The organism is Bradyrhizobium sp. (genome assembly GCF_049512235.1).
Lineage (GTDB): Bacteria > Pseudomonadota > Alphaproteobacteria > Rhizobiales > Xanthobacteraceae > Bradyrhizobium.
The window spans coordinates 1-2932 of record NZ_JBEKXH010000677.1; the positions used below are offsets into that span (position 1 = coordinate 1).

General features: G+C 60.4%; 2 protein-coding genes. Both read right to left on the reverse strand.

Annotated features, from left to right (window positions below; translation table 11 throughout):
• Nucleotides 1–630 precede the first annotated feature (630 nt).
• Nucleotides 631–1941 carry a cytochrome-c peroxidase gene (locus ABSG20_RS33770; protein ID WP_423868774.1) on the reverse strand — a complete coding sequence of 437 codons (1311 nt, stop codon included), beginning with the start codon at nt 1939–1941 and terminating at the stop codon, nt 631–633.
• Between the two features lie 440 nt (nt 1942–2381).
• On the reverse strand, nt 2382–2932 hold a 551-nt coding region (locus ABSG20_RS33775; protein ID WP_423868775.1), incomplete at its 5' end, for an HlyD family secretion protein.

A 2932-nucleotide genomic window follows, 5' to 3' on the forward strand; every position in this document is an offset into this window, starting at 1 on the left:
GTCGAGCGGATGGCCGCCCTTTTGGACGAGCTTGCCGCTTGGGTGGACGATATCGACTATGTAATCCAGTCCAACGAAGGCGGTCCTCAAAGGCATCTCCTCGGTTTGGTCGGTGGCGCGGTTAGAACGTAGCGGTGCGGCCAAGCTCGCGCTTATCTGCCACGCTGCCGTTCGTGGCCTGCATCGAGAGCGAGCTCTCGCGTACAACGAGAAGATAGCCGACTGGGTCCGCTCACGTCGCGTTAGAATGTGTTTGAATTGGTTAGCGCGACCGCTGTTCGGACGACTGAGGACACGGAGTCTGCTCCGCGCAGGCTCAATGAAAAGCGTTTACGACAGCGATAGCGGTTTTTTTGCAACTTTGATTGCAACGACGGGTTCTGACGCAGCCATGGCGGCGCAGACTGCAGCTTTACGAGCAAGGCGCAGTGCGAAGCAACTGCCTTCGACCAAGGCGCCGAATGCTACCCGAACAAGGGGAGGTCTATCTAGTAAGCTGGAGCGGCCACTGCTTTGCGAGCGTCACCGGCGACCCATCCTCTTGTCCAAAGTCGTATAACTCCGAGGAGCCAGCCGCGGCGCGTTAGGGTAGCCTAACGACGTCAATAGCTCGACGAATTGCCGCAGCAGCTATTTCTGGGTTGGTGCATACCCGTCGGTAAGCGTTTGCATGAAAGCGACCAACGTGTCCTCCTCCTGATCGGTCAGACCCAGGTGCCCAGTCTTGCTCGTATTCATGTTCTCGGTGGTCTCCGGCGCCGGCCAGCAACTCGTGCCCTCGCGGGGATCGTGCGCCGCGCAGCGCGGCAGTACGTCGCGCGTGTTGTAGAAATGGACGATCTCCCTCAGGCTCTTGAAGTAACCGTTGTGACCGTACGCCTTGACGAAGTCCGGCGAAGGCCGCTTGTCGACGTTACGCAGCGTCGGCACCCGGAATCTACCGCGATTCTGCGCTGCCAATGGCTTCCAGCGCGCATCGACGGCCGACGGCTGACTGAGCGGATGGCCGTTAAGCAGGAAGGCCCCTACCCCTCCATCGACGAATCCGGACCCATCCTTGTTTGCGATGTAGCCGCGATCGTCCGGCAGGTTTTCGGAATAGTAAGGAAGGCTCGGATTGGCCGGCGTCCCGATATTGCTCGCGGTAAAGTCCGTAAACAAGGGATCTTCGCCGGGGCCGCCGTCGCGATGACATTCGTTGCATCGTCCCTTGCCGCGGAATATCTCGTTGCCCTGCTGCTCCTCCGGCGTGAACCGCGCCTTGCCAGCGAGCACGGCATCATATTTCGAGGAAAATGCCGTGACTTCGTGCGAGGCTTCGTAACCAGCGATTGATTGCGCCATTTGATCGAAGGTTGCAGCGGCTCGACCGCGGTCCACGGCACTCAGATGCACGGGCGCCGGATCGTCGGACGGCGGCGGACCCGGCGTATTGCAGACCTGCTCAACGTTAGCGGGCCACGCGATCGCGAAAGCCTGTGCACCCCACGCGGACTCGAACAGGCCCCGATAGGGTCTGAGCGAGGCGCGATACACCGAGCATGCGGTATCGGGAAGTCCCATCTCTGTCGGATTGACGGGTGGGCCCTCGGCCTGCTCGGCCGCGGGATTGCCAAGACGTCGCCCGGTCGCGCGCATGTCCCAGAAGTTGCCGCCCACGAGATCACCTTGGCCCTCATTGTAGTGCAACACCGGCGCCAGCGGCGCATAGGTGTGGGTCTGCGGCTTGCGTTCGCTGAAACGGGTCCGGACGGATCCGGGGTATGAGCCGGTGGTGCGATTGAGTTCAGAGACTGGTCCGGTAAACCCGGTTTCAGGCGTGTGGCAGAATGCGCAGGCCTCGTTGCGATTGACCGAAAGCTCCTTGTCGAACAGCATCAGCTTACCGAGCAACTCGATCTGCTGGACCTGATTGTCAGGGACAGTGGTCAGGCGCTTCAAAGTATCTGCTTCGATCCGATCTATATCTGCCTCCAAACGGGCAATCTCGGCGAGAGTCGCCGGCGAAAACGGTTCTGAGCTATCCCGCGCGAAGAGGATGGGGATCGCCGTAGACATGCAGGCAACAACGGCCACGCAAACCCCAACTCTTCGGATCATTACATGCGCGATCGCGCGATAGACCCATTTGCGAGTTCTCGCAATCGACATCGGGCCGATCGGACCGCAGAATGCGAACAAAGCGGAAATCGGCATCAATGACTCCCGCACGGAACCGTGATGGCTTTGCGCTGGTTGACGAGGCGTTTGAGTTCTGCTGCGGACGTCACGAAGCTTCTCCTTTTATGTGCCACGGTCTTTCGTCGCGCTGCGCACTTCGAGGCCAATTCCGCGGGCCCGCAGGCGTGCCAACTTGAGCTCTGGGTCGGCAAGCCGGCTGCTCAATTCGACGGCCGCCCAGGTAGCGCATCGACCTGGACCGTCGCCGTCATACCGGCGACCAGACGAACTCCATCAGGTACCCGATCGATCTCGATGTGCACCGGCACACGTTGAGCAAGGCGTACCCAAGTGAAGATCGGGTTCACCGTGGCAAGCCCCTGCTGGTTTGGTTGCGCGTTTGAGACGTTAATGCCGCGCGCGACGCTGCCGACCTTGCCGCGAACGATCTGGCGGTAGCTCATCAATTTGATCTCGGCAGGATCGCCCTCCTGCATGGAGGCAAGTTGCGTTTCCTCAAAATATGCATCGACCCAGAAGGAATCGGCGTCGACGATCGATATCTGGTTCTGTCCGACGGTGGCATAGTCACCCAGCTGCGCGAGGAGATTGGTCACCCAGCCGTTCACCGGGGCAAGCCCCTGTTGGTTGGGTGGGGCGTTTGTTCGGTAAATCCCGCGGGCCAGGGTGCGGACGTTGCGCGTACCGTAGTGGGGTAGCTCATCAATTTGATCTCGGCAGGATCGCCCTCCTGCATGGAGGCAAGTTGCGT